At 74.3% G+C, this 25,011-nt stretch carries 21 protein-coding genes; 5 read left to right on the top strand and 16 right to left on the bottom strand.

Going from position 1 to position 25,011, the window contains the following annotated elements; genetic code table 11:
- Positions 1 to 8: 8 nt before the first annotated feature.
- The 13 genes from ACWEPX_RS21835 to ACWEPX_RS21775 form a co-directional block, all read right to left on the bottom strand.
- Positions 9 to 1,166 (bottom strand): acyl-CoA dehydrogenase family protein, encoded by a 1,158-nt coding sequence (locus tag ACWEPX_RS21835; RefSeq protein ID WP_451899054.1) that lies wholly within the window; start codon positions 1,164 to 1,166, stop codon positions 9 to 11.
- Entirely contained in the window at positions 1,163 to 3,067 is a 1,905-nt protein-coding gene (locus ACWEPX_RS21830; RefSeq protein WP_451899053.1) for an acetyl/propionyl/methylcrotonyl-CoA carboxylase subunit alpha, read from the bottom strand. The genes ACWEPX_RS21835 and ACWEPX_RS21830 overlap by 4 nt, the downstream gene beginning before the upstream one ends.
- Positions 3,068 to 3,075: 8 nt before the next feature.
- The gene (locus ACWEPX_RS21825; RefSeq protein WP_451899052.1) at positions 3,076 to 4,674 is read right to left on the bottom strand and encodes an acyl-CoA carboxylase subunit beta; all 1,599 of its coding nucleotides are present in this window, start codon (positions 4,672 to 4,674) and stop codon (positions 3,076 to 3,078) included.
- Positions 4,671 to 5,816 (bottom strand): acyl-CoA dehydrogenase family protein, encoded by a 1,146-nt coding sequence (locus ACWEPX_RS21820; protein ID WP_451899051.1) that lies wholly within the window; start codon positions 5,814 to 5,816, stop codon positions 4,671 to 4,673. The genes ACWEPX_RS21825 and ACWEPX_RS21820 overlap by 4 nt, the downstream gene beginning before the upstream one ends.
- Positions 5,813 to 7,459 carry an acyclic terpene utilization AtuA family protein gene (locus tag ACWEPX_RS21815; protein ID WP_451899050.1) on the bottom strand — a complete coding sequence of 549 codons (1,647 nt, stop codon included), beginning with the start codon at positions 7,457 to 7,459 and terminating at the stop codon, positions 5,813 to 5,815. Before ACWEPX_RS21815 ends, ACWEPX_RS21820 begins: the two co-directional genes overlap by 4 nt.
- Entirely contained in the window at positions 7,456 to 8,223 is a 768-nt protein-coding gene (locus tag ACWEPX_RS21810; protein ID WP_451899049.1) for a TIGR03084 family metal-binding protein, read from the bottom strand. The genes ACWEPX_RS21815 and ACWEPX_RS21810 overlap by 4 nt, the downstream gene beginning before the upstream one ends.
- Positions 8,224 to 8,278: 55 nt before the next feature.
- Positions 8,279 to 8,614: a DoxX family protein gene (locus ACWEPX_RS21805; RefSeq protein WP_451899048.1), complete on the bottom strand. Its 336-nt coding sequence runs from the start codon at positions 8,612 to 8,614 to the stop codon at positions 8,279 to 8,281.
- 90 nt (positions 8,615 to 8,704) lie between these two features.
- Complete coding sequence (locus tag ACWEPX_RS21800) at positions 8,705 to 10,048, bottom strand: glutamine synthetase (RefSeq protein ID WP_451899047.1); 1,344 nt, start codon at positions 10,046 to 10,048, stop codon at positions 8,705 to 8,707.
- On the bottom strand, positions 10,045 to 11,733 hold the full coding sequence (locus tag ACWEPX_RS21795) for an IucA/IucC family protein (RefSeq protein WP_451899240.1): 1,689 nt from the start codon (positions 11,731 to 11,733) through the stop codon (positions 10,045 to 10,047). Before ACWEPX_RS21795 ends, ACWEPX_RS21800 begins: the two co-directional genes overlap by 4 nt.
- A gap of 44 nt (positions 11,734 to 11,777) precedes the next feature.
- Positions 11,778 to 13,067, bottom strand: coding sequence for a lysine N(6)-hydroxylase/L-ornithine N(5)-oxygenase family protein (locus ACWEPX_RS21790; RefSeq protein WP_451899046.1), 1,290 nt, complete (start codon positions 13,065 to 13,067; stop codon positions 11,778 to 11,780).
- Positions 13,064 to 14,401, bottom strand: coding sequence for a pyridoxal phosphate-dependent decarboxylase family protein (locus ACWEPX_RS21785; protein ID WP_451899045.1), 1,338 nt, complete (start codon positions 14,399 to 14,401; stop codon positions 13,064 to 13,066). The genes ACWEPX_RS21790 and ACWEPX_RS21785 overlap by 4 nt, the downstream gene beginning before the upstream one ends.
- A 67-nt stretch (positions 14,402 to 14,468) precedes the next feature.
- Complete coding sequence (locus ACWEPX_RS21780; protein WP_451899044.1) at positions 14,469 to 15,428, bottom strand: LLM class F420-dependent oxidoreductase; 960 nt, start codon at positions 15,426 to 15,428, stop codon at positions 14,469 to 14,471.
- Positions 15,429 to 17,483 (bottom strand): prolyl oligopeptidase family serine peptidase, encoded by a 2,055-nt coding sequence (locus tag ACWEPX_RS21775; RefSeq protein ID WP_451899043.1) that lies wholly within the window; start codon positions 17,481 to 17,483, stop codon positions 15,429 to 15,431.
- Between the two features lie 109 nt (positions 17,484 to 17,592).
- On the opposite strand from ACWEPX_RS21775, the gene ACWEPX_RS21770 reads away from it, so the two are divergent.
- Positions 17,593 to 18,339, top strand: a complete 747-nt coding sequence (locus ACWEPX_RS21770) for a S1C family serine protease (RefSeq protein ID WP_451899042.1) — start codon at positions 17,593 to 17,595, stop codon at positions 18,337 to 18,339.
- Position 18,340: 1 nt separating this feature from the next.
- Here the strand turns inward: ACWEPX_RS21770 and ACWEPX_RS21765 are convergent, their stop codons facing one another.
- Positions 18,341 to 19,159, bottom strand: a complete 819-nt coding sequence (locus ACWEPX_RS21765) for a PPK2 family polyphosphate kinase (protein ID WP_451899041.1) — start codon at positions 19,157 to 19,159, stop codon at positions 18,341 to 18,343.
- A 140-nt stretch (positions 19,160 to 19,299) separates the two neighbouring features.
- On the opposite strand from ACWEPX_RS21765, the gene rocD reads away from it, so the two are divergent.
- A complete protein-coding gene (gene rocD / locus ACWEPX_RS21760) occupies positions 19,300 to 20,511 on the top strand; it encodes an ornithine--oxo-acid transaminase (protein ID WP_451899040.1) in 1,212 nt (403 codons plus the stop codon).
- On the opposite strand, the gene ACWEPX_RS21755 is transcribed toward rocD, so the two are convergent.
- Positions 20,500 to 21,078, bottom strand: a complete 579-nt coding sequence (locus ACWEPX_RS21755) for a hypothetical protein (protein WP_451899039.1) — start codon at positions 21,076 to 21,078, stop codon at positions 20,500 to 20,502. The genes rocD and ACWEPX_RS21755 overlap by 12 nt on opposite strands.
- Before the next feature lie 86 nt (positions 21,079 to 21,164).
- On the opposite strand from ACWEPX_RS21755, the gene ACWEPX_RS21750 reads away from it, so the two are divergent.
- The 3 genes from ACWEPX_RS21750 to ACWEPX_RS21740 are packed head-to-tail and all read left to right on the top strand — an operon-like array spanning position 21,165 to position 23,655.
- Positions 21,165 to 22,457 (top strand): class I SAM-dependent methyltransferase, encoded by a 1,293-nt coding sequence (locus ACWEPX_RS21750; protein ID WP_451899038.1) that lies wholly within the window; start codon positions 21,165 to 21,167, stop codon positions 22,455 to 22,457.
- Positions 22,454 to 23,206: a DUF1295 domain-containing protein gene (locus ACWEPX_RS21745; RefSeq protein ID WP_451899037.1), complete on the top strand. Its 753-nt coding sequence runs from the start codon at positions 22,454 to 22,456 to the stop codon at positions 23,204 to 23,206. The genes ACWEPX_RS21750 and ACWEPX_RS21745 overlap by 4 nt, the downstream gene beginning before the upstream one ends.
- The gene (locus ACWEPX_RS21740; RefSeq protein ID WP_451899036.1) at positions 23,203 to 23,655 is read left to right on the top strand and encodes a peroxiredoxin; all 453 of its coding nucleotides are present in this window, start codon (positions 23,203 to 23,205) and stop codon (positions 23,653 to 23,655) included. The genes ACWEPX_RS21745 and ACWEPX_RS21740 overlap by 4 nt, the downstream gene beginning before the upstream one ends.
- Before the next feature lies 1 nt (position 23,656).
- Here ACWEPX_RS21740 and ACWEPX_RS21735 read toward each other — a convergent pair whose 3' ends face one another.
- Positions 23,657 to 24,751, bottom strand: coding sequence for an LCP family protein (locus tag ACWEPX_RS21735; protein WP_451899035.1), 1,095 nt, complete (start codon positions 24,749 to 24,751; stop codon positions 23,657 to 23,659).
- Between the last annotated feature and the right edge of the window lie 260 nt (positions 24,752 to 25,011).

Genomic DNA, 25,011 nt, shown 5'->3' with positions numbered 1-25,011 from the left:
TTCCCCCCTCAGTACGACTTGGGCAGCCCGAGCGAGAACTGCGCCACGAAGTTGAGCACCATCTCCCGGCTCACCGGGGCGATCCTGGTCAGCCGGGACGCCGCGACGAGCGCACCGAGACCGTACTCGCTGGCCAGGCCGTTGCCGCCGTGGGTCTGCACGGCCGCGTCCACCGCCCGCACGGCCGCTTCCCCCGCGGCGTACTTGGCCATGTTGGCCGCCTCGCCCGCGGCCATGTCCTCGCCAGCGTCGTAGAGGGCCGCGGCCTTCTGGGTCATCAGCTTGGCCAGCTCCAGCTCGATCTTGGCCTGGGCGAGCGGGTGGGCGACGGCCTGGTGGGCGCCGATCGGCTCCTTCCACACCGTGCGGGTCTTGGCGTAGTCCACGGCCTTCTCCAGCGCGAACCGGCCCATGCCCACCGCGAACGACGCGGCCATGATGCGCTCGGGGTTCAGGCCGGCGAACAGCTGCATGAGCGCGGCGTCCTCGGAGCCGACCAGCGCGTCGCCGGGCAGCGCCACGTCGTCGAAGAACAGGCTGAACTGCCGGTCCGGGGAGATGATGTCCATCGGGATCTGCTGGAAGGTGAACCCCGGCGCCCCGACCGGGACGATGAACAGCGCGGGCTTGAGCTTGCCCGTCCTGGCGTCCTCGGTGCGCCCCACGACCAGCACCGACTCCGACTCGTCGACGCAGGAGATGTAGACCTTGCGCCCGGTCAGCACCCAGCCGTCGGCGGTGCGGCGCGCGGTGGTGGTGATCTTGTGGGAGTTGGAGCCGGCGTCCGGCTCGGTGATGGCGAAGGCCATGCGCAGCGAGCCGTCGGCGAAGCGCGGCAGGTGGGCGCGCTTCTGCTCGTCGGTGCCGTAGCGGGCGATGATCGTCGCGCAGATCGCGGGCGAGACCACCATCTGCAGCAGCCCGGCCCCGGCCGCGCCCAGCTCCTCGCACACCGCGGCCAGGTCGCCGATGCCGCCGCCCCCGCCGCCGTACTCCTCGGGGACGTTCACCCCGAGGTAGCCGAGCCTGCCCGCCTCGTCCCACAGCTGCGTGGTGTGCCCGCCCGAGCGCGCCTTCTCCAGGGTGTAGGTGTGCCCGTACTTGCGGCCCAGCTCGGCGACGGCCTTGCGCAGCGCTTGCCGCTCCTCGCTCTCCGTGAACGTCACGCTTCCTCCTCGCTCACCACGGCCAGCACGCGGCCGACGTCGACCTGGTCGCCCGCCGCCACGCCCAACTCGGTCACCACGCCGTCGGCGGGCGCGTCGATGCGGTGCTCCATCTTCATCGCCTCCAGCCACAGCAGCGGCTGCCCGGCGCCGACCCGCTCGCCCGCGGCCACCGCCACCCGTACCACGGTCCCCGGCATCGGCGCGAGCAGCGAGCCCGCCGCCACCTGGTCGGCCGGGTCGGTGAACGGGCTGACGCGGGTCAGCGCCACCGAGCCGCGGTCGGTGTCCACATAGGAGACCTCGCCGTGCCGGGCCACGGCGAACCGCCGCCGGACCCCGTCGACCTCCAGCACCACCAGGTCCGGCGTCGCCGAGACGACCGCCGCCCGCCCGTCCGGCACGCCGCGGGTGTAGCGCGCCTCGTGCTCGCCCAGAACCGAGGTGTACCGCTTGACCTGCGGCTGCGACACCACGTTGCGCCAGCCTGCCGGGATGCGCCCGAGCACCCGCGCGGCCGCCCGGTTGGCCTCGGCCTCGGCCAGCGCCGCGGCCAGCGCGCACAGCTCGACGTCGGCCTCGCCCAGCAGCGGCGCCGCGAGCGCGGCCAGGCCGTGCCGGTCGAAGAAGGCGGTGTCGGTCTCCCCGGCCAGGAACGCCGGGTGCCGCAGCACGTTGACCAGCAGGTCCCGGTTCGTGGTGAGGCCGTGCACGCGCGTGGCGACCAGCGCCCCGGCCAGCGCGCGGGCGGCGCTGGTGCGGTCGGGGGCGTGGGCGATGACCTTGGCCAGCATCGGGTCGTAGTGCACACCGACGACCGAGCCCGCCTCGACGCCGGAGTCCACCCGCACGCCCGGCGGGACGGCGAACTCGTGCAGCGTGCCGCTCTGCGGCCGCCAGTCGGCGGCCGGGTCCTCGGCGTAGAGCCGGACCTCGATGGCGTGCCCGCGCGTCGGCGGCGGCTCGGCGGGCAGCGCGGCGCCCTCGGCGATGGCCAGCTGCCAGGCGACCAGGTCCAGCCCGGTGACGGCCTCGGTGACCGGGTGCTCGACCTGCAGGCGGGTGTTCATCTCCAGGAAGAAGAACCGCCCGGACTCGTCGGCGAGGAACTCCACGGTGCCCGCGCCGGTGTAGTCGATGGCCTTGGCGGCCGTGCGGGCGGCGTCGAACAGGCCGGCCCGCATCTCCTCGGTCACCAGCGGCGACGGCGCTTCCTCGATGACCTTCTGGTGCCTGCGCTGGATCGAGCACTCCCGCTCCCCCACCGCCCAGACCGTGCCGTGGGTGTCGGCGAGGACCTGCACCTCGATGTGCCTGCCGCGCTCGATGTAGGGCTCGCAGAAGACCGTCGGGTCGCCGAAGGCCGACCGCGCCTCCGACCGCGCCGCCTCGATCGCGCCGGGCAGCTCGGCCAGCTCGCGCACGATCCGCATGCCCCGACCGCCGCCGCCCGCCGACGCCTTGACCAGCACCGGCAGGTCGGCCTCGGTGACCTCGGCCAGCTCGGCCAGCACCGGCACGCCCGCGGCGGCCATGATCCGCTTGGCCTCGACCTTGGAGCCCATCGCCTCGATCGCGGCCGCGGGCGGACCGATCCAGGTCAGCCCGGCCTCGACGACGGCGCCTGCGAACGCGGCGTTCTCCGACAGGAAGCCGTACCCGGGGTGCACGGCGTCGGCCCCCGCGTCCAGCGCGGCCCGGACCAGCAGGTCGGCGCGCAGGTAGGTGTCGGCTGGCGCGGCACCGGGCAGCCGCACGGCGGTGTCGGCCTCGGCGACGTGCGGGGCGTCGGCGTCCGGGTCGGCGAACACCGCGACCGTGCCCAGGCCCAGCGCGCGGGCGGTGCGGAAGACCCGGCGGGCGATCTCGCCGCGGTTGGCCACCAGAACCGAAGTGATCATCACGGCCCTCACATCCGGAAGACGCCGTAGCCCCCGGCGCCCTGGATCGGTCCATTGTGGATGGCAGACAGGCTGATGCCGAGCACCGTGCGGGTGTCGCGCGGGTCGATGATGCCGTCGTCGTAGAGCATCCCGGACAGGAACATCGGCAGCGACTCCGCCTCGATCTGCCCCTCGACCATCGCGCGCATGGCCGCGTCGTGCTCCTCGTTGTAGGGCTGCCCGGCGCGCTCGGCGTTCTGCCGCATGACGATCGAGAGCACGCCGGCCAGCTGGGCAGGCCCCATCACCGCGGACTTGGCGCTGGGCCAGGCGAAGAGGAAGCGGGGGTCGTAGGCCCGCCCGCACATGCCGTAGTGGCCTGCGCCGTAGGAGGCGCCCATGAGGATGGAGATGTGCGGGACCGTCGAGTTGGACACCGCGTTGATCATCATGGCGCCGTGCTTGATGATGCCGCTCTGCTCGTAGTCCTTGCCGACCATGTAGCCGGTGGTGTTGTGCAGGAAGATCAGCGGGGTGTCGGTCTGGTTGGCCAGCTGGATGAACTGGGTCGCCTTCTGCGACTCCTCGCCGAAGAGCACGCCGCGGGCGTTGGCCAGGATGCCGACCGGGTAGCCGTGCACGCTCGCCCACCCGGTGACCAGGCTGGCGCCGTAGAGCGGCTTGAACTCGTCGAAGTCGGAGCCGTCGACCACCCGGGCGATGACCTCGCGCGGGTCGAAGGGGATCTTTAGGTCGGCCGGCACGATGCCGAGCAGGTCCTCGGGGTCGTGCACCGGCTCGCGGTAGTCGGCGGCGGGCTCCGGGCCGAGCTTGCGCCAGTTGAGCCGGGCGACGATCCGCCTGCCCATCCGGATGGCGTCGGCCTCGTCCACGGCGAGGTAGTCGGCCAGGCCGGAGACGCGGGCGTGCATCTCCGCCCCGCCCAGGGACTCGTCGTCGGACTCCTCGCCGGTGGCCATCTTCACCAGCGGCGGGCCGCCGAGGAAGACCTTGGCGCGCTCCTTGACCATCACCACGTAGTCCGACATGCCCGGCAGGTACGCCCCGCCCGCGGTGGAGTTGCCGAAGACCAGGGCGACGGTCGGGATCTTGCGCGCCGACGAGCGGGTCAGGTCGCGGAAGGTGCGCCCGCCCGGGATGAAGATCTCCTTCTGGGTGGGCAGGTCCGCGCCGCCGGACTCGACCAGGTTGATCGTGGGCAGCCGGTTCTGCGCGGCGATGTCGGCGGCGCGGAAGCCCTTGCGCATGCCCCAGGGGTTGATCGCCCCGCCCTTGACGGTGGGGTCGCTGGCGTTGATCAGGCACTCGACGCCCTCCACGACGCCGATGCCGGTCACCAGGCTGCCGCCGACCTGGTAGTCGGTCCCCCACGCGGCCAGCGGGGACAGCTCCAGGAACGGCGAATCGGGGTCGACCAGCAGCTCGATGCGCTCGCGGGCCAGCAGCTTGCCGCGCTTGCGGTGGCGGGCGACGTACTTCTCCCCGCCGCCCGCGACCGCCTTGGCCTGCTCGGCGGCCAGCTCGTCGAGCTTGGCCAGCATGGCATCGGCGTTGGCCTTGAACTCATCCGCCGCGGTGTCGACGGTGCTGCGCAGGACGGTCATGCCGTGTACCCCAATCGCTTCGCGGCGAGCCCGGTCATGATCTCGCTGGCGCCGCCGCCGATGCCCAGGATGCGCAGGTCCCGGTAGTGGCGCTCCACTTCGGACTCGCGCATGTAGCCCAACCCGCCGTGCAGCTGCACGGCTTGGTGCACCACCCACTCCCCCGCCTCCACCGCGGTGTTCTTGGCGAAGCACACCTCGGCGATGACGTCCTCGCCGTCGAGGTGGCGCTGCGCGACGTGGCGGGTGTAGGTCCTGGCGACGTCGACCTTGCGGGCCATCTCGGCGAGGGTGTGCTGCACCGCCTGCCGGGAGATCAGCGGGCGGTTGAAGGTGGCGCGGTCGCGGCACCACCGGACCGTCAGGTCGAGCGCCCGCTGGGCGTGGGCGTAGGCCTGCACGGCCAGCGTGATGCGCTCGGCGACGAAGTTGACCGCGAGCTGGACGAACCCGGTGTTCTCCGCGCCGACGAGGTTGGCCTTGGGCACGCGGCAGTCGGTGAAGGCGAGTTCGGCGGTGTCGGAGCAGTGCCAGCCCATCTTCTCCAGCTTGCGGCTGACGGTGAAGCCGGGCGTGCCCTTCTCGATGACCAGCAGCGAGATGCCGTGCGCGCCCTCCCCGCCGGTGCGGACCGCGGTGGTGACGAAGTCGGCGCGCACCCCGGAGGTGATGAACGTCTTCGCGCCGTTGACGATGTAGTGGTCGCCGTCGGACTTGGCGGTGGTGCGGAGGTTGGCGACGTCGGAGCCGCCGTCGGGCTCGGTGATCGCCAGCGCCCCGATCTTCTCGCCGTCGAGCGTGGGGCGCACCCAGCGCCCGACCTGCTCGGGGTCGTTCGCCGCGGCCAGGTGGGGCAGGGCGATGCCGCAGGTGAGCAGCCCGGCGATGAGCCCGCCGGATGCGCCCTGGTAGTGCATCTCCTCCACCACGGCGATGGCGTCGATGAGGTCGCCGCCGCCCCCGCCCACGTGCTCGGGGAAGGCGACGCCGAGCAGGCCCGCCGCGCCCGCCTTGCGGTGCAGGTCGCGGGGCAGCTCGCCCGCGCGCTCCCAGTCGTCGAGGTGCGGGAGCACGTCGCGGGCCATGAACGCGCGCACGGTCTCGCGCAGCTCGCGGCGCTCGAAGGGCTTGGACGCGGTCACAGCAGTTCCTCCGGGATGTCGACGTGCCTGCTCCTGAGCCACTCGGCCAGCCCCTTGGCCTGCGGGTCGAACCGGGTGCTCGCGGCCACGCCCTGGCCGAGGAGCCCGGTGAGGACGAAGTTGACCGCGCCGAGGTTGGGGAACTCGTGGCGGCGGACCTCGCCTGCCTCCGGCAGCAGCGCGCGGATCCGCTCCGGGGTCAGCTCCCCGACCAGCCACGGGTAGGCGGCCCGGTCGCGCACCCAGACGCCGAGGTTGGCGTCGCCGCCCTTGTCGCCGGAGCGGGCGCCCACCACGGTGCCCAGCGGGAGCCGCCGGGTGGGGCCGCCCGGGGCGGGTCCGACCGCGGCGGCGGGCGGCTCGGGGTGGTGGTCCTGGGTCGTCGCGGGCCACGGGATGTCCTCCCGGGTGCCGTCGGGGTGCACGGCGACGTGCGGGACCACCGCGCGGGGCACGTACTCCGGGCGGTAGACGCCGACCGGGGTGCCGTCCGTGGGTGGGGCGGTCATGGTGAAGCCGGGGTAGGAGGCCAGGGCCAGCTCCACCGCGGTCCGGGCGAACGCCTTGGCCCGCGCGGGGTCGGGGGTGCGGACGGTGGCGTGCAGCAGGGCGCTGGCGGTCTCCTGGGTGTCGGCGTCGGCCCGGTCGGTGCGGGCCAGGGTCCAGGTGATGTCGGCCCCCGGGAGCTGGGCGCGGACCAGCTCGGCCTTGGCCTCGACGTCCAGGCCGGTGAGGACGAAGGTGGCGCTGTTGCGGAAGCCGTCGAGGGTGTTGACGCAGACCTTGACCGACGACGGCGGCGGCGAGCCCTGCACGCCGCTGATCCGGACCCGGTCGGGGCCGTCCTCGGCCAGGGCGACGGTGTCGAAGTGCGTGGTGACGTCCGGCCCGAGGTAGCGGGTGCCCTGGATCTCGTACAGCAGTTGCGCGGTCACGGTCTCGACTGTCACCGCGCCGTCGGTGCCGGGGTGCTTGGTGATCACCGAGGAGCCGTCGGCGGCCACCTCGGCGATGGGGAAGCCCAGGTGGGTCCGGGCGGGGATCTCGGTGAAGAAGGCGAAGTTGCCGCCGGTGGCCTGGGCGCCGCACTCGATGACGTGCCCGGCGACCGTCGCGCCCGCCAGGGCGTCGTAGTCCTCGGCCGACCAGCCGTGGTGGGCGGCGGCCGCGCCCACGACCAGGGAGGCGTCGGTGACCCGGCCGGTGACGACCACGTCCGCCCCCGCGCGCAGGCAGGCCGCGATGCCCCAGCCGCCGAGGTAGGCGTTGGCGGTCAGCGCGCCGGTCAGGCCCAGCTCGGCGGCCCTGGGCAGCAGGTCGTCGCCCTCGACGTGGGCGACGCGGGCCGGGAAGCCGAGGCCGCGCACGGCGGCGGCCAGCCCGGCCGGGTTCAGCCCGCCCGCGTTGACCACGATCTTGACCCCGCTGGCCAGCGCGTCGCCCAGGCATTCCTTGGCCTGCTTGAGGAAGGTCCTGGCATAGCCCGCGCTCGGGTCGGCGAGCTTCTGGCGGCCGAGGATGAGCATGGTCAGCTCGGCCAGGTAGTCGCCGGTGATGACGTCGACCGGGCCGCCGTCGAGGACCTCGCGCATGGCCGAGAGCCGGTCGCCGTAGAAGCCGGAGGCGTTCGCGATGCGGATCATGCCCTGGCCCGCCCTTCCCCGGGCGGCCCGGCGAAGGCCTGGGCGATGCCCAGCCAGCGCTCGGCCTCCGCGCCGGTGGCCGCCAGCCCGGTGTCCGCCCGGTGCACGCGCTGGGTGACCACCAGGCAGAAGTCCAGCGCGGTCCCGGTCACCCGCTGGGCGGCGCCCTCGGGCCCCCAGGCCCAGAGCTCGCCGTCGGGGCCGGTCAGCTCGACGCGGAACGGCTCGGCCGGGGCGGGCAGGTCCCGCACGGCGTAGGCGAAGTCGCGGGTGCGCACCCCGAGGTGGGCGACGTGGCGCAGCCGCGGGGTCGGCGCCCGGCGGATGCCGAGCGCGTCGGCGACGTCGGTGCCGTGCGCCCAGGTCTCCATCAGCCGGGCGGTGGCCATCGATGCCGGGCTCATCGGCGGGCCGAACCAGGGGATCCGGGTGCCCGCGGGGAGCCCGGCCAGCGTCTCGACCACCGCGGCGCGGGTGGAGCGCCAGTGCTCCAGCAGGTCGGGTCGGCGGGACAGCTCGTCGGCGGCCTCGTCCACGACGGTGAGCCCCCGGCTGAACGCCTCGGTGACCGCGGCGGTGAACCGCTCGGGGTCGGTGGCGGCGAGCATGGCGTGCTCGTCGGTCCACGCCAGGTGGGCGATCTGGTGGGCCACGGTCCACCCGGCCGCCGGGGTCGGCAGCCGCCAGTCGGCCCCGGCGACCCGGGAGTCGAGCAGGTCGCCCTCGTCCCGCAGGTCCGCGAGCAGCGCGGTCAGGTCGATCACGGGTCAACCGTGGCACGGGCGGGGACAGATTTCAAGCATTCGTGCTTGATTGTTTTTACGCAGCCAGCGCCATCGCGGCGACCACGGGCGCCAGGTAGACCAGCGGGAAGGGCACGTGCGACCACACCCTCGCCCGCACGACGGTGATGACCGCCCCGGCGAAGTAGACGACCAGGCCGATGCCCGCGGCCCAGCCGATCGCGGGCACCACCAGCCCGGCGGCCAGCCCGACCGCGCCGGCAGCCTTGGCCAGGCCCAGCCAGTTCCACCACCGCTGCGGCACGCCGTACTCGGTGATGGGCTCGACGACCCACTTGGCGCGGAAGAAGACCGAGGCGGCCGAGAACCCGACCAGCGCGGCGGCGACGAGGGTGACGATCGTGTGGGCCATGGTGACTCCTCACTCGGCGGTGTCTGTCACCCCTCTGACCCGCGGCGCGCCGCGGATGTGACAGCTCCGGTGAGAATTCCTCAACCCGGGCTACGCGCGCAGGTCGCCCCGGGTGCGCTGCCAGTCGGTCACCGCGTCGAGGCCCGCGGCCAGCTCCTCGCCCAGCATCGCCGCCTGGTGGTCGACCACGGCGTCGCCGAGGGCGGACCGGGCGGCCTTGGACTCGCCGAGGAAGGCCAGCGCCTCCCACGGCGTGCGGGCCAGCTCGCCGACGACCCGGCCCTCTGCGGGCAGGGGCAGGCGGTCCCGCACGCCCGCGACGCCCGCGCCGACCAGGGCCGCCACCACCAGGTGCGGCTGGGCGTCGGCCCCGGCGAAGCGGGCCTCCATGCGCAGGGAGCGGCCCGCGCCCGCCAGGCGGACCGCGGCGGTGCGGTCGTCGCGGCCCCAGCGCAGCGAGCGCGGGGAGAACGGGGCGGTGCGCAGGCGGACGTAGGAGTTCCACGTCGGCGCCCAGATCGCGGTGAGGTCGGCGGCCGCGCGCAGCACGCCCGCGATGAAGTGGCCGAACACCGCCGACGGCTCGCCCGGGGCGGCGCCCGCGGCCAGCGGCGCGCCGTCGGGGTCCGAAATGGACAGATGGACGTGGCACGAGCTGCCCGACCCGGACGCCTCCGCCGCCAGGTACCCCGCCCGCACGCCGTGCTCGGCGGCCACCCGCCGCACGGCCGACTGCAGCAGCATGGCGTCATCGCACGCGGCGATGGCGTCGCGGTGGCGCAGGACCACCTCGCACTGGCCGGGGTGCACCTCGCCCCGCGCGGACTCCACGCCCAGGCCCTCGGCCGCGGCGAGCACGTCGGACAGCAGGCCGCGCAGCGGGGCCATCCCCGCCACCGCGTAGTCCAGCCCGCCCGCGGCCAGCGGCGTCCCGTCCGGCCGGGTGAAGGTGACCTCGTGCTCGATGCCCACCGCCGGGACCAGCCCCAGCTGCTCGGCGTCGGCCAGCCGCTCGCGCAGGGCGGTGCGCGGGGCCTGCGGGACCGGGCGCCCGTCGGGCCACTCGACGTCGCAGACGACCTGCCACACCCCCGGCTCCAGCGGGGCCAGGGTGGCCAGGTCCGGGCGCAGCACGAGGTCGCCGTAGCCGCCCAGGAACGGGTCGACGGCCGGGGCGTTGACCGGCTCGCGCGCCGGGTTCCACCCGAAGACGTACGAGCAGAGCCCGTAGCCGCCGGTCAGCACCGTGTCGACGAAGAAGTCCGCGCCCAGCTCGACGGCGCTGAAGCGGGCGTGCGGGTCCGGGGCCAGGCACACCACCCGGCGCACCTCCCCCGCCGAGACCGCCGCGCGCAGCGCGGCCGAGAGCGCCACGGCCGCCTTGGCGCGGGCGGCCAGGGTGCGCGGGCCGACCGGCCGCCGGTGGTCGATCACCAGGCACCGCCCGGGTCCGGGCCCGCCAGCGGGTTGCGGGCCCGGCCGAACCGCACGTCGAACTCGTCGTCGCGGTCGACCTTGTCGAAGCCCTGGCCCGCGAAGTGCTCGCGGTTGAGGCAGACCCGCTCCACGTCGGCGGCGAAGAGGCCGCAGGCGTCGAACCGGGCCGCCGTCGCCGGGTTGGCGTCGCGGTAGGCGCCGACGATCTCGCGCACCCGCGCCCACAGCCGCGGCCGCGGGTGGCCGAGGTCGGCGTCGGCGATCTCGGCGATGAACCGCAGCTGCCCGGCGAAGACGGAGCTGAACAGCGACTGCGCCAGCAGGTGGGCGGGCCAGCGCAGCATGTCGGCCGCGGCGTCGGGGCCGAGCCGGTCGTAGGCGGGCAGGTGCTCGTCGAGCAGGTCGACGCCCTGGGCGAAGTCCTTGATCGCCACCCGCAGCGGCACGCCCGCGGGGTCGGTGATGAGGATGAGGTTCTGCCCGTGCGGGCAGAAGCCCACGCCGTGCTCCAGCAGCCAGTGCAGCAGCGGGGTGAGCAGCAGCTCCAGCACCGAGGTCAGCCAGGTGTCGGGGTCGAGCCCGGACTCCCCGACGAGGTGGGCGAGCACCCCGGGGTAGGTCAGCGCGGCGAAGGAGATGGCCCGCTCCCCCGGGGCCAGCCGGGTGCGGATGGGCTCGCGCCACAGCGCGCCCAGCGTCTCGTGGAAGCGGTAGGGCAGCTCGTCGACCGCGCCGAACAGCGGGTGCCGCACGGACACGCTGGCCACCTCGCCGAGCAGGTCCATGCCGTGCAGCCGCTCGTCGGAGGCGCGGACCTCGCGCAGCCACGCGGTCACCTGGGGCGCGGCCAGCGTCGCCGCCGACGCCAGTCCCCGGTACACCAGCGTGTTGCGGACCGACACCGCGGTCTTGACGTCGCGGCGCGTCGGGTGGCTGGCGTTGGCCAGCGTGCGGATCGTCTGGTGTGGACGGTAGTGGCGGCCTGCGCCCAGCGGCACGACGATCCCCTTGGCCAGCTCGGCGGCGTAGAGGGTGCCGATGATCTCGTCGTGCTGCCACGGGTGGACCGGGACGATCGTGAAGTCCGCCGGGTCGGACAGCCGCGCGCGGAACTCGGCGAGCTGGTCGCCCAGCTCCTCGGCCAGCAGCCCGTCCTCGGTGAGGTCGTCGGTGCAGCGGAACGCGGCGTGCTCGCGGCGCACGGCCACCCACCGCAGCGGGAACGTCGTCCCGGCCTCGGGCGCGTACCGCTCGCGGTCGCGGGCGGAGAAGCCGACGCGGCCCTTGTTCATCACGAGCCGGGGGTGCCCGGTCAGCTTGCCGTCGGCCTCGTCGTAGTCCATGGCGACCAGTTCGGCCGCGGTGGGGGCCGCGGCGATGCGCGTCGCCTCGTTGGTGACGGTCGCGGTCAGCTCGGCCAGCACGTCGGCCAGGCGCAGCCCGGTCAGGCCCAGCTCGGCGCGGGCGTCGACGACGAGCGCGCGCGGGTCGTCGGCGGGGGCGCCGCCGCGGCGGGCCGTCCCCGGCCGCACCGCCCACGCCTCGAACGCGGCCCGCCGCGCGGTGAAGCGGTATTCCACCCCGCCCGCCAGCGCGAGCCGCCAGTCCCGGAAGCCGCGCCCGTCCGGCTCGCCAGCGGGCTCGGGGCGCAGCAGCCCCTCGTAGCTCAGCTCGCCGAGCATCTTGTGCACCACGGCGGCCCCCGCCGCCGCCCACGCCTGCGCGTTCACCCGACCTCCCCTTCGCCCTGCCGGAACGCGGTGGACCCGACCGCGGTAAACCCGAAAGCGGTGAACCCGAACGTGGTGAACGCCGTGCGCTTGGGCAGCCGGAACACCTCGCGCCCGCACACCGCGTTCAGGATGGTGGCCGCGCGCCAGGCCGCCAAGCCCAGGTCCGGCGCGCCGACGCCGTGGGTGTGCCGCTCGGCGTTCTGCACGAACACCGAGCCGCCGATCGGCGCGGACAGCCGGTAGTCGGCGTCGACCACCACCCGGCCCGCGGCGTCGCGCTCGACGGGCAGGTCGCCGAGCAGCGGGCCGAGGTCGCGCTCGGCGTAGCCGGTCGCGCAGACCACGGCGTCGGTCCGGACGGTCGCGGTGCTGCGCTGCTGGACGTGCCGCAGGTCCAGCTCGATGCCCGGCCGCGCGCCGACGACCTCGACCCCGGGGGCGACGACCACGTCCGGCCAGCCGCCGCCGATGGTCCGCTGGTACAGCTCGTCGTGGATGGCGTCGATGGTCTCGGCGCTGATGCCCTTGTAGAGCTGCCACTGCGCGGGGACCAGCCGGTCCCGGGTGGGTTCGTCGAGGCCGTGGAAGAAGCGGGTGTAGTCGGGGGTGAACTGCTCCAGCCCGAGCTTGGAGTACTCCATCGGCGCGATGGCCGGGGTGCGGGCGATCCACCGCAGCGCGCCCGACCGGCGGCGCAGCAGGTCCAGGACGATCTCCGCGCCGGACTGCCCCGAGCCCACGACGGTGACGTCCTCGGCGGCCAGCAGGGCTTCGCGCGCGCCCAGGTAGCCGGCCGAGTGCACGGCCAGCCCGCGCAGCGGTTCCGGGACCACCGGCTCGGTGCCGACGCCCAGCACCAGGTTGCGGGCCAGCACCGGCCCGCCGGGCACGTCCACCTCGAAGGCGGCGCCGGTCCACCGCACCGCGCGCACCTCGCTGCCGAAGCGGCAGGAGGGCAGCCGCTCGCTGGCCCACCGGCAGTAGTCGTCGTACTCGGCGCGCGGGATGTGGAAGCGCTCGGCGAAGTAGAACGGGAACAGCCGGTCGCGGTCGCGCAGGTAGGCCAGGAAGGACAGCGGGTGGGCGGGCTCGACCAGCGAGACGAGGTCGGCCAGGAACGGCACCTGCAGGGTGGCGCCGTCGATGAGCAGCCCGGGGTGCCAGCGGAACTCCGGGCTGCGCTCGAAGAACGCCGCGCGCAGGCCGGGGACGCCGTGGGCGAGCGCGGCCAGCGACAGGTTGAACGGCCCGATGCCCACCCCGGCGAGGTCGAGCACGGTCATCGCGCCGCCTCGGCGACCAGGTCCAGCAGCGGCAGGTAGTCGGCGGGGGTGGTGTGCGGGTGCAGCAGCGTCAGCTTGAGCCACAGCCCGTCCAGCCGGGCCCGGCCCAGCACCGCCCGGCCCTCGTCCAGCAGCGCCCGCCGCAGGGCGGCCACGTCGCACGGGGCCGTCGGCCGGAACACCACCGTCGACAGCACGGGCTCGGCCCACAGCTCCAGGTCGGGGTGGGCGGCGACGGCCGCGGCGACGCCGCGCGCGGTGGCGCAGCACGCCTCCACCAGCTCGCCCAGCCCGCGGCGGCCCAGGGCGCGCAGCGTCGCGGCGATCTTCACCGCGTCCGGCCTGCGCGAGGTGCGCAGCGAGCGGCCGAGCAGGTCCGGCAGCCCGGCCTCGGTGTCGTCGTCGGCGTTGAGGTAGTCCGCGCTGGTGTCCAGGACCGCCAGGTCCGCGCCGTCGCGGCAGGCGAAGACCCCGGCCGCGATCGGCTGCCAGCCGAACTTGTGCAGGTCCAGCGCCACCGAGTCGGCCAGCTCCAGGCCGCGCAGCAGGTCCCGCCGCCCGGTGAGCAGCAGCGCCCCGCCGTAGGCGGCGTCGACGTGCAGCCAGTCGGCGCCCAGCGCGGCGATCTCGGGCAGCGGGTCGATGGCGCCGCTGTTGGTCGTGCCCGCGGTGGCGACGACGGCGGTCGGCCCGTCCACCGCGGCCAGCGCCGCAGCCAGGGCGTCCAGGCGCACGCGGTCGCCCGCGCACTCCACCACCACAGGGCGCGGCAGCCCGAGCAGCCAGGCCGCCCGCGCGACGCTGTGGTGGGCGTTGCTGCCGCAGACCGGCGTCACCGCGCCGAACTTGGCCCTGGCCAGCAGCAGCCCGTGCAGGTTGGACTCGCTGCCGCCGGTGGTGATCAGGGCGTCGGGGGCCGGGGTTCCCGGGTGGCCCGGGTAGCACAGCCGGGCCAGCGCGTCGGTCACCTGGCGCTCGATGGCGCTGGCCGCGGGCGCCTGGTCCCAGGAGTCCATCGACGGGTTGAGCATGCTGGCCGCCAGGTCCGCGGCCACCGCGACCGCCAGCGGCGGGCAGTGCAGGTGGGCGGCGCACCACGGGTCGGCCGGGTCGGCCGAGCCCGCGGCCAGCACGTGCGCCACCTCGGCGGCCGCCGCCGACCCGATCCCGTGCTCGGGCAGCACGTCGGCCAGCGCCTTGACCGCGGCCGGACCGCCCCCGGGCAGCGGGCCGCCGCGCTCGCGGCCGCCCGCGGCCAGCGCGTCGAGCACCGGCCCGACCAGCGCGCGCACCGCAGCCGGGTCGGCCAGGGGGGCGTTGTGCGATGCGGTCATCCGCCAACCCTTCTTAGGTGAGCCTCACCTCGTGAGAAGGATACGCGGCGGCCGATCTTGGGAGCACTCAGCGCGGCGCGAGGGCCCGCACCAGCTCGGCCGGGTCGTCCCCGGTCGGCAGCACGGCGATGACCGGGGTGGACAGCCCGGCCGCCTGGTACTCGGCGATCCGCTCGACGCACCGCTGCGGGCTGCCGTGCACGATGAGGTCGTCGACCACCGCGTCCGGGATGGCCGCGTTGGCCCCGGCCCGGTCGCCGACCGCCCACGCCTCGTGCATCGGGCGCAGCACGTCGCCGCGGCCCAGCCAGTCGTGGAAGGCCGCGTACACCGGGACGGTCAGGTAGCTGCTGATCAGCAGCCTGCCCAGGCCGCGGGCGGCGTCGGCGTCCTCGGTCGGGCAGACGAAGATCCGCGCGACCAGCTCGGTGTCCGGCCCGACCACCGCCCGCACCGCGGCCACGTCGTGCGGGGCCAGCCAGTTGGTGATCGCGCCGTCGGCGCGCTCGGCGGCCAACCGCAGCATGCCCGGGCGCAGCGCGGCCAGCATCACCTGCGGCGGCACCGCGGGCGGGCGCTCCAGCCGGAACTTGCTGACCTGGAACGTGCCGTACTCCGCGGTGACCTTCTCCCCCGCCAGCGCCGCCCGCAGGAACTGCAGCGTGTCGCGGACGCGCCGGAACGGGTCGGCGAAGTCGCCGCCGTTCCAGCCCTCCACGATCGTCGGCGACGAGGTGCCGATGCCGAGCACGAACCGGCCCGGTGCCAGCTCGGCCAGGGTGGCCGCGCTCATCGCCAGCAGCCCGGGGCCGCGGGTGTAGACCGGGACGATGGCGGTGCCCAGCCGCAGGCCCGGCGACCACTCCGCGGCCAGCGCCAGCGGGGTGAAGGCGTCGGTGCCCGCGGTCTCGGCCGACCAGATGTCCGTGTAGCCGAGGTCGGGCAGCTCCTTGACCAGCTCGCGGTGCGCGGTGAGCGGAACCCCGGTCAGCGGCAGCGTGATGCCCCACCTCGGCGTGACGGCCATCTACTTCTCCAATCCCAGCGCGGACTTGAGCCAGCGGACCTGCATGAGCATGAAGTTCTCGGCGACGTCGTCCTCCTGCGGCGTCATGTGGGTGACGCCGGGCAGCGGCAGCAGCGCGTGCGGGCGGCCCGCGGCGACCAGCGCGCTGGAGAGCCGGATCGCGTGCGCGACCACCACGTTGTCGTCGGCGAGCCCGTGGATGATCAGCAGCTCCCTGGTCAGCTTCGGCGCGTCGTCGATGAGCGAGTTGCGGTCGTAGACCTCGGGCTGCTGGTCGGGGTGGCCCAGGTAGCGCTCGGTGTAGTGGGTGTCGTACAGCCGCCAGTCGGTGACCGGCGCGCCCGCGATGGCCGCGTGGAAGACCTCGGGCGCGCGCAGCACGGCCAGCGCGGCGAGGTAGCCGCCGTAGGACCAGCCGCGGATGGCCACCTTGCCCAGGTCGAGATCGGGGTGCTCGGCCGCGATCGCGTGCAGGGCGTCGACCTGGTCGGCCAGGGTGACCCCGGCGAAGTCGTTGGCGATCGCCCGCTCCCACTCCGGGCCCCGGCCCGGGGTGCCGCGGCCGTCGGCGACGACGACGGCGAAGCCCTGGTCGGCCAGCCACTGCGGGCCGAGGTAGGCGTTGCGGGTGGACAGCACGCGCTGGGCGTGCGGGCCGCCGTAGGGGTCCATGAGCACGGGCAGCCTTGCGCTGCCGGGCACGTGCCCGGTCGGGTAGAGCAGGGCCGCGCGCAGGCCGCGCTCGCCGACGGCCAGCAGCCGCACGTTCGGCGTCAGCGGCGGCTCGACGGCGTGGTTGGCGATCTCGTGGTCGCCGATGACGTGCTTGGACCCGGACCAGTCCAGCGACCAGGAGGTCAGCACGGTGCCGCCCGCGCCGCGGGCCGCCGAGTGCACGCCGTCCGCAGTGGACACCCGGGTGACGCCTGCCGCGGTGGCGGTGTAGACGTGCACCTGGGTCGGGTCGCCTTCGGAGGCGGTGAACAGCACGTCGTCGCCGACGTCGAGGACCGAGCGGACCTGCAGGTCGTCCCCGGTGACCGCGCGGTCGCCGATGAACAGCCGGTTCGCCGGGCCGTCGGCCTCGACCCGGACCAGCTCGCCCGCGGTCGTCCACGCCGGGACGCCGGTGACGATCTCGACCCAGGTGTCGTCGGTGTCGGTGTGGATCAGCTCGGTCGCGCCGGTGCCGGGGTCGATCGCGCGGATCTCGTAGGTGCGCTGGTCGCGGGTCTGGGTGGCGATCAGCGGCCGCCCGTGGGCCGACCAGTGCGCGGTGACCAGGTACTCCCCCGCCCAGTCGACGTCGGTCCTGGTCCCGTCCAGGTCGATGACCGCCAGGCGGACGGTGACGTTGGTGGTGCCCGCGGCCGGGTAGGCGACGGTCTGCGGCGCGCTGCCGGGGTTGGCCGGGTCGGCGATGTGCCAGCGCTGCACCGCGCGCCGGTCGGTGTGGGCCACGAGCAGGCGGGTGCCGTCGGGGGACCACCAGTAGCCGCGGGAGCGGTTCATCTCCTCGGCGGCGATGAACTCGGCCAGGCCCCACGCCCGGTCCTCGCCCTCGGGCTCGGCGAGGGCGCGGTCGTCGCTGCCGTCGACGTTGACCACCCGCAGCGCGTTGTCGGCCACGTAGGCGATGCGCTGCCCGGTCGGGTCCGGGCGCGGGTCGATGATCGGGCCGGGGGTGTCCAGTTCCCTCGTCTGCCCGCCCGCGGTGACGAACAGGCGGCCGGAGAGGGCGAACGCCGCGGTGGCGACCTCGGCGTCGGTGGCGTAGCCGACGATGCCCCCGCCCTGCTCGCGGCTGCGCTCGCGGCGGGCGCGCTCCTCGGGCGAGAGCTCCTCGTCCCCGCTCAGCAGCGCGGCGGGGTCGGCCAGCCGGGTCTCGGCCCCGGTGGCCAGGTCCTTGCGCCACAGGATGCCGGTGCGGTCCTCGCCGGTCGCGGTGCGCAGGAAGAGCACGTGGTCGCGGCCGACGCGGAACTCGCGCGGGGCGCCGAGGGTGAAGCGCTGGGTCCGCGCCTGTAGGCGCAGGAACGAGGTCTCGTTGGTCACGCCCGACAACCTAGTCGTCCTGGCCGCGCCCGCACGACGCCGGCGTTTCTTGGGCCACGCCGAGCCTTTCCACAGGCCACTCCCAGCATCGGGACGGATGCTCGGCGCTATGGACCCCTTCCCCAAGCGCATCGTCGCCGCGGTCGCCGCCGCCGTCCTGGCCGGTGGGGCGATCGGCGGGACCGCGAGCGCGGTCATCGCAGGCCAAGACCGACCCGCCACCCCCGTCGCGGCGACCGCCGCTACCGCCGGCAGCCCCGTGGACGTGAGCGCGGTGGTGGCCGAGGTCATGCCGAGCGTGGTCGAGGTCAACGTCGCCACCGGCAGCGCGACCGGCGTCGGCTCCGGCGTGGTGCTGACCGCCGACGGCCGCATCCTGACCAACTACCACGTCGTGGCGGGTGCCCGGGACATCGAGGTCACCCTCGCCGACGGGCGCAGCGCCCCGGCCACCGTGGTCGACGCCGACCGGACCGCCGACCTGGCCGTCCTCCAGGCCGCGGCCACGGGCCTGACCCCGGCCGCCCTGGGCGACTCCAGCACCGCCCGCGTCGGCGACGCGGTCATCGCCATCGGCTCCCCGGCCGGGCTGCGCGGCACGGTGACCACCGGCATCATCAGCGCCGTCGACCGCCCGGTGACCATCGCCGACGGCGGCGTCTCCTACGCCGCGCTCCAGACCGACGCCGCGATCAACCAGGGCAACTCCGGCGGCCCGCTGTTCGACGCCGAGGGCCGAGTGATCGGCATCAACTCGGCGATCTACTCCCCGGCGTCGGGGTCGGCCGGGAGCGTGGGCATCGGGTTCAGCATCCCGATCAACACCGCCCGGACCGTGCTCGACCGGCTGGTCTGAGTCACCGCAACGGGTCGTGCCGGGTCAGGCGGGTCAGCTCGGCCTGCACGTCGAAGGCGGGCGGCGGGGGCGCGGGGGCCAGCTCCTCCAGGGTCTCCAGCATCAGGGACGCGACCGCCCAGTTCCGGTACCACTTGCGGTCGGCCGGGATGGCGTACCACGGCGCGGCTGGCGGGGAGCAGCGCTCCAGCACCTCGGCATAAGCCTCCTGGTAGGCGCTCCACTTCGCCCGCGCGTCGAGGTCGGCCGGGTCGTACTTCCAGTGCTTCGCCGGGTCGGTCAGCCGGGCCAGCAGGCGCCGCTTCTGCGCGCGCGGGGAGATGTGCAGGAAGCACTTGACCAGCGTGACGCCCGAGGCCACCAGCTCAGCCTCGAAGGCGTTGATCAGCTCGTAGCGCGCCGACCACTCCGCCCGCGGCACCAGCCCCTCGACCCGCGCGATGAGCACGTCCTCGTAGTGCGACCGGTCGAACACCCCGATCTGGCCGGGGGCGGGCACCTGCTTGCGGACGCGCCACAGGAAGTCGTGGCGCAGCTCGGCCTTGGTGGGGGCCTTGAACGCGGCGATCTTCAGCCCCAGCGGGTTGAGCAGGCCGACGACGTGCTTGATCGTGCCGCCCTTGCCCGCGGTGTCCATGCCCTGCAAGACCAGCAGCACCCTGCGCTCGCCCTCGGCGTGGAGGGCCTCCTGAAGGTCGGCGAGGCGGGCGCCGATCTCCGGCAGCGCCGCGGCGGCGGCCTGCTTGGTGGTCGGGCCGACCGGGGTCGAGCGGGGTTCGGGCAGGTCACCGGGCCTCGCCCTGAGCACGTCACGAACCATGCAGCAAGAGGGTAGACCTCCTCCGAGCGGTCCGCTCGCGCAACTTTCCAAAGCACTTGAGCACAATCACGCAATGATTGCTCGATAGAAGCAACATTAACCGGATGAAAGCGCCGCAGACGCCCCTTAACCTGGCTGGCATGACCGCGACTGCGCAACCCACCAACTTCATCGGCATGGACGAGCGCTGGAGCCCGCACAACTACCACCCGCTGCCGGTGGTGATCGCCGAGGCCGAGGGCGCGTGGGTGACCGATGTGCACGGTCGCCGCTACCTGGACTTCCTGGCCGGGTACTCCGCGCTCAACTTCGGCCACCGGCACCCGGCGCTGGTCGCGGCCGCGGTCGAGCAGCTCGGCCGGGTCACGCTGACCAGCCGGGCGTTCCACCACGACCAGTTCGGGCCGTTCTGCCGGGAGCTGGCCGAGCTGACCGGCACCGAGATGGTGCTGGCCATGAACTCCGGGGCCGAGGCGGTCGAGTCCGCGGTCAAGATCGCCCGCAAGTGGGCCTACCGGGTCAAGGGCGTCGAGCAGGACACCGCGGAGATCATCGTGGCAGGCGGCAACTTCCACGGCCGCACCACGACCATCGTCTCCTTCTCCACCGACGAGGTCGCCCGCGCCGACTTCGGCCCGTTCACCCCCGGTTTCAAGGTCGTGCCCTACGGCGACGCCGACGCCCTCGCCGCGGCCATCACCGACCGCACCGCCGCGGTGCTGGTCGAGCCGATCCAGGGCGAGGCGGGCGTGATCGTGCCCGGCGCGGACTACCTGCGCACCGTCCGCCGCCTCTGCGACGAGCACGGCGTGCTGTTCATCGCCGACGAGATCCAGTCCGGCCTGGCCCGGACCGGCACCCTGTTCGCGCTGGACCACGCGGGCGTGCGCGCCGACGTCTACACCCTGGGCAAGGCCCTCGGCGGCGGCATCCTGCCGGTGTCGGCCGTGGTCGGCCGCCGCGACGTCCTGGGCGTGCTGCGCCCCGGCGAGCACGGCTCGACCTTCGGCGGCAACCCGCTGGCCTGCGCGGTCGGCCGCGCCGTGGTCCGGCTGCTGGCCACCGGGGAGTTCCAGGAGCGCTCGCGGGTGCTGGGCGCGCACCTGCACGCGCGCCTCCGCGAGCTGGTCGGCCGCGGCGTCAGCGAGGTCCGCGGCCGGGGCCTGTGGGCAGGCGTCGAGCTGACCGCGATCGGCGGCAGGCAGGCGTCGGAGGCGCTGATGGAGCGCGGCGTGCTCTGCAAGGAGACCCAGGACACCACGCTGCGGGTCGCCCCGCCGCTGGTGATCACCGAGAACGAGATCGACCGGGGCGTCGACGCGATCGCCGCCGTCGTGGCGTCAGCGCACTAGCAGGAACACCACACCGCCGACGAGGGGCCCGGTGAGCGCTCCGGCGACCACCTGGGCCGCGGTGTGGTCGCCCAGCACCACCCGCGACCAGCACACCAGGGCCAGCGGCGCCAGCAGCAGCAACGCCCACGGGCCGTACAGCAGGGTGATCATGGCGACCGCGCCGCCGGACACCGCCGCGTGCAGCGAGATCTTCCAGACCCGGGTCACCACCAGGCACACCGCCAGGGTGGCGACCATCGCGGCGGACAGCGCCAGCACGTCCCGCGGCGCGCCCGCGAACACCAGGACGGCGACGCCGACGGCCGCGGACGCCAGGCCGACCAGCAGCGGGACCGCGCGGTGCTCGCGGTCGCGCACGTGGTGGCCGTCCCAGCGCCCGGCCTTGGCCCCGCGGATGATGAACAGCATCGGCAGCACGCTGGCGAACAGCGCCACCGCCAGGCCCCAGACCAGCGCCGCCCCCAGGTGCCCGGTCGCGTGCCAGGCCACGACCAGCGGCAGCACCAGCACGACCACGGCCGGGGAGAGCACCTCGGTGGCCACCCGCGCGATCACGATCTCCACGAGACCCGATACTGGCACGACCCATCCGCGCGCGGCGGGCCCCCGAATGCGGTTCGGACGTCCCCCCGCGCGAGATCGGAGTCGCCGTGGCCCACCGCACCCCCGTCGCCACCACCCTGGCCGCACTCGCCGAGCGGGTGCTCGGCGCGCCGCTCCCGGTGCGCCTGCGCGCCTGGGACGGCAGCGCGGCCGGACCCGATGGCGGGCCGGTCGCCGTCGTGCGCGCGCGGCGGGCGCTGCGGCACCTGCTGTGGCGGCCGGACGAGCTGGGCCTGGCCCGCGCGTACGTCAGCGGGGACCTCGACGTGGAGGGCGACCTCGGCGCGGCGCTGTCGCGGTTCTGGGCGCTGGCCCGGTCCGGCGGCGCCCGCAGGCTCGGGCTCAAGGACAAACTCGGCCTGGTCGGGGCGGGGCTGCGGCTGGGCGTCGTGGGGCCGCGGCCGCCGATCCCGGCCGCCGAGGCGCGGCTGAGCGGGCGGGAGCACAGCAAGGCCCGCGACCGGGCCGCGATCGCCCACCACTACGACTTCTCCAACGCCTTCTACCAGCTCATCCTCGACCCGCAGATGGCCTACTCCTGCGGCTACTGGACCTCCGACGCCCCCGGCTACACCGTCGAGGACGCCCAGCGCGACAAGCTCGACCTGGTCTGCGCCAAGCTCGGCCTGGCGCCGGGGATGCGCCTGCTGGACGTGGGCTGCGGCTGGGGCGCGCTGGCCATCCACGCCGCGCGCCACCACGGCGTGCGCGTCACCGGCATCACCCTGGCCCGCGAGCAGCGCGAGTTCGCCATGGCCAGGGTGGCGGAGCTGGGCCTGGCCGACCGGGTGGAGGTCCGGCTGCAGGACTACCGCGACCTGGCCGACGAGCCCTACGACGCGATCAGCACGCTGGAGATGGGCGAGCACGTCGGCCGGGCCAACTACCCCGCCTACGCCGCGACCCTGTTCCGCATGCTCAAGCCCGAGGGCCGCCTGCTGCTCCAGCAGATGTCGCGCGGGGCGAACGCCCAGGGCGGCGGCGCGTTCATCGAGACCTACATCGCCCCGGACATGAACATGCGGCCCGTCGGCCAGACCATCGACCTGCTGGAGCAGGCGGGCTTGGAGGTCCGCGACGTGGAGGCGCTGCGCGAGCACTACGTCTGGACCGTGCGGGCGTGGCGGCGGACGCTGGAGGAGCGCTGGGACGAGGTGGTCGACCTCGTGGGGCTGGAGCAGGCGCGCGTGTGGCGGCTGTACTTCGCGGGCGGGGCGCTGGCCTTCGAGGAGAACCGGATGGGCGTCGACCAGATCCTCGCGGTGCGGCCCACCGCGACCGGGCGCAGCGGCCTGCCGCGCACCCGCGCCGACCTGCTCGCCCGGCGAGCGCGGGCATGATGTTCGCGGTGACCGCGGGCGCGGTCGTGGTCTTCATGGCGCTGGTGTTCGCGATCAGCGTGCGCAGGGGCAAGTACGACACCATCGATACCGCGTGGGGACTGGGTTTCGCGCTCATCGCGATCGTCTCCTTCGCACTGTCCGAAGGGAACGCCGTCGTCACCGCGCTGACGGTGGTGTGGGGTGTGCGGCTGGCGGCGCACCTGCACGTCCGCAACCACGGCAAGCCCGAGGACCGCAGGTACGCGGCGATCCTGGGCCGGGCGACGGGCAACCCGCGCCTGCACATGCTGCGGGTGGTGTTCCTGCCGCAGGCCGCGCTGATGTGGGTCATCTCGCTGCCGGTGCAGGTGGCCCAGTCCGGCGGGGTCACCTGGCTGGGCGCGGTCGGGATCGCGCTGTGGGTGCTCGGGTTCGCCTTCGAGACCGTCGGCGACGCCCAGCTCAGCCGGTTCAAGGCCGACCCGGCCAACTCCGGCGAGGTGCTCGACACCGGGCTGTGGCGCTACACCAGGCATCCCAACTACTTCGGCGACGCCTGCGTGTGGTGGGGTCTGTACCTGCTGGCCTGCCACTCGTGGTGGGGCGCGGCCACGGTGGTGTCGCCGCTGGTCATGACCTACCTGCTGGCGCGCGGCACGGGCAAGCCGCTGACCGAGGGGCACCTGGCCGCCAGCCGCCCCGGCTACGCCGCGTACGTGGCCCGAACCAGCGGTTTCGTGCCGCTGCCACCGAGAGGAGACCGATGAGGACCGGAGACAGGGTCGCCGACTTTACCCTGGCCGACGAGAAGGGGGCGCAGCGCTCGCTGGCGGAGTTCCTGGCCACCGGCCCGGTCGTGCTGTTCTTCTACCCGGCCGCGATGACCGGCGGCTGCACCGCGGAGAGCTGCCACTTCCGCGACCTGGCCGCGGACTTCGCCGAGCTGGGCGCCCACCGGGTCGGGATCAGCCCCGACCCGGTGGCCAAGCAGGCCGAGTTCGCCGCGCGGCACGCCTTCGACTACCCGCTGCTGTCCGACCCCGACGGCGTCGTCGCCCGGCAGTTCGGCGTGCGCCGCCGCTTCGGCCCGCTGCTGACCAAGCGCCGCACGTTCGTCATCGACACCGACCGCACCCTGCTCGGCGAGGTCAAGAGCGAGCTGCGCTTCAACGTCCACGCCGACCAGGCCCTGGAGATCCTGCGCGCCCGCCGCTGAACTACGCGGGCGGCTTGGTGATCAGCTCCGGGGACACCGGGGCGTCGGTGGCGAGGGCGTCGAACAGGGCCAGGGCCTTCTCCCGGTCCCAGCGCACGACCGCGCCGACGCCCTGCACCCGCTCACCGCCGCCGATGGGCACGGTGGTGGTGACCAGGTCGCTTGACCCCATCGCCATCGCCAGGGACAGCATGTTGTGCAGGTGGTCGCCCTCGTCCACGGTCACCGCGTCGGGCGCCGACGCCAGCAGCGGCACGGCGCGGAACGGGTTGATGACGGTGCCGAAGCTGGTCGCCTTGTCCGTCAGCGCGCTGATGAACTCCCGCTGCCGGATCACCCGGTCGAGGTCCGCGCGCGGCCCCACCCGGGTGCGCACGTAACCCAGGGCGTCGGGGCCGGACAGCTCCTGGCAGCCCGCGGGGAGGTCGATGCCCGCCAGCGGGTCCTTGATGGGCTTGTCCAGGCACATCTCCACCCCGCCCACCGCATCCACGATGTCGGCGAACCCGCCGAGGCCGATCTCGATGTAGTGGTCCATGCGCAGCCCCGTCGTGGTCTCCACGGTCTGGGCGAGCAGCTGCGGGCCGCCGAAGGCGTAGGCGGCGTTGAGCTTGTTGCGGCCCTTGCCGGGGATGGGGACGTAGGAGTCGCGCAGCAGGCTGACCAGCGTCGGCGGGGTGTCGTTGTCGGGGATGTGCAGCACCATGATGGTGTCGGTGCGCCTGCCCTCGGGGGCCCCGGTGCTCAGCTCCTCCTGCCGGTCGGCGCTGAGCCCCTCCCGGCTGTCGGAGCCGACGATGAGCCAGTTGGTGCCTGCGCCCGCGGCGGGCCTGCCGTCGTAGTCGGAGAGGGCCGCGGTGCGGGTGAGGGAGGTTTCGCCGTAGATCCAGAGGCCTGCTACGAGGGCTACGAGGATGAGGACGACGATGGCGGCTATGCGGCCGGGCTTGCGCTTGCGGCGGGGGCGGGCTTGGGTTTGGGCTTGGGGGTGCCCGTGGGGGTGGCGTTGGGGTGGGCGGGGGCCTCGGGCTTGGGGGCCGTTGGGGTGGTAGGGGGGTGGCCGGTGGCCGCCTTGGGGTCCTTGTCCGTAGGTCATGTGTCCGCCCGACCGTGTTGTCAACGCCGATGTCCCTTCGGATGGGAGTGTCCCATCTGCTGTTGGGGGGACGTGTGATGGGGCGGTGGGGTTGCTTGGGTGCGCGGCTGGCGGTTGCGCGATTCCGGCGGTTGCGCGGCTTGGGTGGTGGGTCCGATGGGGTGGACTCGCATTCGCGGGGACCCCTAAGCGAAACGCCGCTGGGCGTGAAGAGCGGCGATGCGGGCGAAGCCCGTTCACGCCCTGGCCAGTTTAGCGGC

The organism is Actinokineospora sp. NPDC004072 (assembly GCF_053604195.1).
Note: the sequence above shows the minus strand (reverse complement) of the source record. Positions and strands in the feature narration are given on the sequence as shown.

Coding starts and splice junctions, on each gene's coding strand:
- ACWEPX_RS21830 (WP_451899053.1), bottom strand. CDS start 3,067: ATGATCACTTCGGTTCTGGTGGCCAACCGCGGCGAGATCGCCCGCCGG.
- ACWEPX_RS21825 (WP_451899052.1), bottom strand. CDS start 4,674: ATGACCGTCCTGCGCAGCACCGTCGACACCGCGGCGGATGAGTTCAAG.
- ACWEPX_RS21815 (WP_451899050.1), bottom strand. CDS start 7,459: ATGATCCGCATCGCGAACGCCTCCGGCTTCTACGGCGACCGGCTCTCG.
- ACWEPX_RS21805 (WP_451899048.1), bottom strand. CDS start 8,614: ATGGCCCACACGATCGTCACCCTCGTCGCCGCCGCGCTGGTCGGGTTC.
- ACWEPX_RS21795 (WP_451899240.1), bottom strand. CDS start 11,733: ATGCTCGGCGAGCTGAGCTACGAGGGGCTGCTGCGCCCCGAGCCCGCT.
- ACWEPX_RS21790 (WP_451899046.1), bottom strand. CDS start 13,067: ATGACCGTGCTCGACCTCGCCGGGGTGGGCATCGGGCCGTTCAACCTG.
- ACWEPX_RS21785 (WP_451899045.1), bottom strand. CDS start 14,401: ATGACCGCATCGCACAACGCCCCCCTGGCCGACCCGGCTGCGGTGCGC.
- ACWEPX_RS21780 (WP_451899044.1), bottom strand. CDS start 15,428: ATGGCCGTCACGCCGAGGTGGGGCATCACGCTGCCGCTGACCGGGGTT.
- ACWEPX_RS21770 (WP_451899042.1), top strand. CDS start 17,593: ATGGACCCCTTCCCCAAGCGCATCGTCGCCGCGGTCGCCGCCGCCGTC.
- ACWEPX_RS21765 (WP_451899041.1), bottom strand. CDS start 19,159: ATGGTTCGTGACGTGCTCAGGGCGAGGCCCGGTGACCTGCCCGAACCC.
- rocD (WP_451899040.1), top strand. CDS start 19,300: ATGACCGCGACTGCGCAACCCACCAACTTCATCGGCATGGACGAGCGC.
- ACWEPX_RS21745 (WP_451899037.1), top strand. CDS start 22,454: ATGATGTTCGCGGTGACCGCGGGCGCGGTCGTGGTCTTCATGGCGCTG.
- ACWEPX_RS21740 (WP_451899036.1), top strand. CDS start 23,203: ATGAGGACCGGAGACAGGGTCGCCGACTTTACCCTGGCCGACGAGAAG.
- ACWEPX_RS21735 (WP_451899035.1), bottom strand. CDS start 24,751: ATGACCTACGGACAAGGACCCCAAGGCGGCCACCGGCCACCCCCCTAC.